This is a genomic window from Streptomyces flavofungini (assembly GCF_041028215.1).
GTDB classification, from domain to species: domain Bacteria; phylum Actinomycetota; class Actinomycetes; order Streptomycetales; family Streptomycetaceae; genus Streptomyces; species Streptomyces flavofungini_B.
In genome coordinates this window covers 1-4,806 of sequence record NZ_JASKYR010000546.1, presented here as the reverse complement: position 1 = coordinate 4,806, position 4,806 = coordinate 1, and the positions used below count along the sequence as shown (strand labels likewise).

Here is a 4,806-nt window from a genome sequence, read left to right as displayed (position 1 = left end):
GCCTCGTCTCGGCTGCCGCCGACGGCGCCCGGCTGGCCTACCGCGCCGTGCTGCAACTGCACAGTGTCAGCGACCCCTCGCTCGTCGCCGACGCCGCCGAGGTGTGGTCCGGTAGCGAGACGTCGGCGCAAGCTTTCGGACCACGCTCGAAGATGGACGCGCTCCTCGCCCTGCGCCGCGCCACGCGCGCGTGGCCGCCGCTCGCCCCGCTGCTCTCGGCCACCGTGCCCGATGCGATCGAACTCGCCGACGAGGAGATCACCGAACTGCTCGGCGAGGGAGCGCGCGCGCTCGCGGTGGCGGGTGTCGACGTGCACTGGCCCAGGGAACTGGCGCGCAGCCTGACCGCGCGCGCGGTCATCGGCCCGCCGGACGAGGCAGAGGACAGCGCCGGGAAGGGCCAACAGAAACTGTCCTCCGACACCCCCTCGTTCCTCTCGGCCGACGCACTGCTCGCCTTCAACTGGCGCTTCGCGCTCGGCGGCCAGGAAATCACCCGCGAGGAACTCGAACGGCTCGCCGAAGCGAACCGGCCCGTGGTGCGCCTGCGTGACCAGTGGGTGCTCATCGATCCCGACGAGGTGCGCCGCGCCCGCAAGCAGCAGGACCGCAAAGTCACCCCCATCGATGCCCTCAGCGCAGCCCTCACCGGCACGACCGAGGTCGAGGGGCAACACATCGGCGTAGAGCCGACGGGATGGCTCGCCACCCTGCGGGAGCGCCTGGCCGACCCGGAAGGCATGCGGTCAGTCGGCCAGCCCGAGGCGCTCGCCGCGACGCTGCGCGACTACCAGTTGCGTGGTCTGAACTGGCTCGCACGCATGACCTCACTCGGTCTCGGCGGCTGTCTTGCCGACGACATGGGCCTCGGCAAGACCATCACCCTGATCTCATTGCACCTGCACCGCCAGACGCAGGAGGACTCCGCAGGACCGACTCTGGTGGTCTGCCCGACCTCGTTGATGGGCAACTGGCAGCGCGAGATCGAGAAGTTCGCGCCCGGCACGCGCGTACGGCGGTTCCATGGCGCCCGGCGCGGCCTGGAGGACCTGGCCGACGGCGAGTTCGTGCTCACCACCTACGGCACGATGCGTCTCGACGCGGAGAAGCTCGGGCAGACCCCGTGGGGCATGGTCGTCGCCGACGAGGCCCAGCACGTCAAGAATCCCTACTCGGCGACGGCCAAACAGCTGCGGACCATCAACGCACGCGCGCGCGTGGCACTCACCGGCACGCCGGTGGAGAACAACCTCTCCGAACTGTGGGCCATCCTGGACTGGACCACCCCTGGACTGCTGGGCAGGCTCGGTACCTTCCGCACGCGCTACGCCCAGGCCGTAGAGGGTGGCTCCGACCCCGGCGCCGCCGAGCGGCTGGGACAGCTCGTACGGCCGTTCCTGCTGCGCCGACGCAAGTCGGACCCCGGAATCGCCCCGGAGCTGCCGCCGAAGACGGAGACCGATCGAGCCGTAGCCCTCAGCCAGGAACAGACGGGCCTCTACGAAGCAGTGGTCCGCGAGACTATGGCGGAGATCTCGGGCGCTGACGGGTTCGCACGACGAGGACTGATCGTCAAGCTCCTGACCGCGCTCAAGCAGATCTGCAACCACCCGGCGCAGTACCTCAAGGAGGACGAGCCCCGCATCGTCGGCCGCTCCGGGAAGCTGGAGCTGCTCGACGAACTGCTCGACACGATCCTCGCCGAGGAAGCAGGCGTGCTGATCTTCACCCAGTACGTCCAGATGGCGCGGCTCATCGAGAGGCACCTCGCGGACCGCGGTGTCCCGGCGCAGTTCCTCCACGGCGGGACACCGGTGGCACAGCGCGAGGCGATGGTGCAGCGCTTCCAGGACGGCGAGGTACCGGTCTTCCTGCTGTCCCTGAAGGCGGCGGGAACCGGCCTGAACCTGACGCGCGCCGAGCACGTCGTGCACTACGACCGCTGGTGGAACCCCGCAGTCGAGGCACAGGCCACGGACCGCGCGTACCGCATCGGCCAGACACAGCCAGTGCAGGTGCACCGGCTGATCGCGGAGGGCACGATCGAGGACCGCATCGCCGAGATGCTGCTGCGCAAGCGTGAGCTGGCAGACGCCGTCCTCGGTGCGGGCGAGGCGGCCCTCACCGAGCTGACCGACGCCGAGCTGTCGGACCTGGTGGAGCTGCGAGGGGGCGCACGATGAGTGGCATTCATGACGATATGTACGAAGCCGATAACGATGACCCGCGCGGGCGTGCGGGCGGGCACCTTCACGAGCGCACGTTCGCGGCCCTGCCGCCCGCACATGGGCGGGGCTTCGCACAGAGCTGGTGGGGGCAGGCCTGGCTGAAGGCTCTTGAGGACACGGCTCTCGACAACGCTCAGCTCAAAGCGGGACGCAGACTGGCCCGCCTGGGCGCTGTGGGAGCGGTCTCGGTGCGGCCGGGCCGGATCACGGCGGTCGTCAAGGACCCCGACGGCACGCCGCACCGCTCCGACGTGCTGCTCCAGGAGCTGAGCCCGGAGGCTTGGGAGCGCTTCGCGGACATGGCCATCGAGCGGGCCGGACACATCGCGGCACTCCTGGACCGCGACATGCCGCCGCACCTGGTGGAGGACTCGGCGGCGGCCGGAGTCGAACTGCTGCCCGGCATCGGCGATCTGGAGCCCGAGTGCGACTGTGAGGCGTGGGACCACTGCGGGCACACGTCCGCGCTCTGCTACCAGATGGCGCGACTGCTCGACCAGGACCCTTTCGTTCTCCTGCTGATGCGGGGACGCGGGGAGCGTGAACTCCTCGACGATCTCCAGGTGCGCAGCGCCGCACGCACCGCCGCGCCCCACGACGGAGGCGGCCCCCAGGAAGCCGCCCAGGAGGGCGTCAGCGCCGCGGAGGCGTACGCGGAGGGCGACATCCTGCCTCCGCTGCCCGCCCTGCCGGAGCTGCCCGCCGAGCCCGGTCTGCCGCCGGCCCTGGACACGGAGGCGGAGCCCGGCGCGGACCTCGATGTGACAGCGGTCGAGTTCCTGGCGGCGCAGGCGGCTGCCGAGGCCTACCGGCTGCTGGCCGACGCGCTGGCCCCTGGGCATGAGCGGCACGCGGTGGAACCCGAGCTGTCCGTGGAGGAGGATGCCGTCCGGCTGGCCGCCGCCGAGCCGGAGGCAGGAGTCAGGGACCGGCTCGCGGCAGTGTCGGCGCGCGGACACGAAGACCTGGCACTCGCTGTGCGGGCCTGGCGTTTCGGCGGCCGGGCCGCCCTGCACGTGCTGGAAGAGGAGTGGACACCGGAGAGCGAGGCACTGGCACGCGCGCGTGCCGCACTGGACGCCGCGTGGGACGACGACGAACGGCCGTCTCTGCGGGCCGCGCGCAACCGCTGGACCGTGGTCGGCTCCGACGCGCAGTTGCGTCATGGCCGTGACGGCCGCTGGTGGCCCTACCGCGAGGAGGGCGGCCGATGGGCCCCGGCAGGGCCCGCCGCGCACGATCCCGCGACAGCGCTGGCCATGGCGACCGGCAGCGAGTAGGGGCCGGTCGCGGGCGTCCGGGCGGCGCCACCGGCGCGCTCTGAGCCTGCGGCCGTGCGCCGGGAACACCGGCACGCGCACTCCCCCTGCCCAGCGATTGAGCGCGGCCACGTCATCGTCGACCGTTGGAGCAGTCGGGACAGGGAGGCCCGACTACACGAGCCGCCCGGGCTCGCCACGGGGACCACGAATTCCTCAGCTCTGCCAGCGCGGCCTGGCCGAAGGGGGATGATCAGGGACACTGTGCCGCACGCACTGATCGGACCGGTGCATGCCGACGCCGCCTCCTGCCCCTCGATGGAGGCGGCGTCGGCGCACACATAGCGGCTCGGTGAGGTGCTCAGGACAGCGGCTCGGTGAGGTGTGCTCAGGACAACGGCCCCGTGAGCTTGCGCTTGCCCGCTCCGGAGTCTCCCGCCAAGCTGCACGCGACGTCAGCAATGCCGGTCCTGTAGCCCGATGTGTTCGGGTACTGCACCAGGGTGCCTCGTACGGTGGCGGACGGCTGACTGCGTGCCTTGCGCTCCAGCGGCCTTCGGCACAGGTCTGCCGCTGCCTTCTTCAACTGCGTGTTCGTCGTGTACGAGCCCTTGAGTAGCGCGAGTTCGACCACTTCGGCGTCATGTGGAGTGCCGCACGCCTTCTTCGATGCCTGGCCGGGCTTACCGGCGCTGACGTTGAAACAGTCACCGGCCTTCAACCGGTAGTACGGCACATCGCCGCCCGCGGGCGTGGGGATCAGCGAATCCAGGTCCGTCGGGAAGTCCGTGGGCACCGAAGGAAGCGCACTGGGGAGGTCGGTCGGGACCTCACTGGGGAGGCCCGTGGGCACCTCACTCGGGAGCTCCGTAGGGATACTCGAGGAGGGCGTCGGCTCCGACTCCTCACTGCTGCTCTCGACCGGCCGCTTCTTCTCCTTCCCGTCGTCACCGTCCCTGATTACGAGGACGATCGCGGTGATGACCCCCACGGCCACGATGAGCGCGAGCAGGACGAGGAGACCCCCACCGCCCGCCGGCCCGCCTCCTGCGGGTGGCGGAGGCTTCGGACCGCCTCCTGGAGGCGGCTACGGACCGCCGCCAGGCGCCGGGGGACGGCCGCCTCCGGCCGTACCGCCGGGAGGCCCCCCGGGGCGGCGCAGGGGGCTCCCTACGGAGCTCCCGAGTGAGGTGCCCACGGGCCTCCCCAGTGAGGTCCCGACCGACCTCCCCAGTGCGCTTCCTTCGGTGCCCACGGACTTCCCGACCGACCTGGATTCGCTGATCCCCACGCCCGCGGGCGGCGATGTGCCGTACTAC

The 4,806-nt window shown here is 71.1% G+C and carries 3 protein-coding genes; 2 read left to right on the top strand and 1 reads right to left on the bottom strand.

Translation table 11 applies throughout. The annotated features are described in order from the left end of the window. A partial coding sequence (locus AB8Z36_RS29270; RefSeq protein WP_369216398.1) for a DEAD/DEAH box helicase occupies positions 1 to 2,183 on the top strand: 2,183 nt, incomplete at its 5' end. A 17-nt stretch (positions 2,184 to 2,200) separates the two neighbouring features. Then, positions 2,201 to 3,508 (top strand): SWIM zinc finger family protein, encoded by a 1,308-nt coding sequence (locus AB8Z36_RS29265; protein WP_369216397.1) that lies wholly within the window; start codon positions 2,201 to 2,203, stop codon positions 3,506 to 3,508. Positions 3,509 to 3,875: 367 nt separating this feature from the next. On the opposite strand, the gene AB8Z36_RS29260 is transcribed toward AB8Z36_RS29265, so the two are convergent. After that, positions 3,876 to 4,283 (bottom strand): hypothetical protein, encoded by a 408-nt coding sequence (locus AB8Z36_RS29260; protein WP_369216396.1) that lies wholly within the window; start codon positions 4,281 to 4,283, stop codon positions 3,876 to 3,878. Positions 4,284 to 4,806: the final 523 nt, after the last annotated feature.

Coding starts and splice junctions, on each gene's coding strand:
- AB8Z36_RS29265 (WP_369216397.1), top strand. CDS start 2,201: ATGTACGAAGCCGATAACGATGACCCGCGCGGGCGTGCGGGCGGGCAC.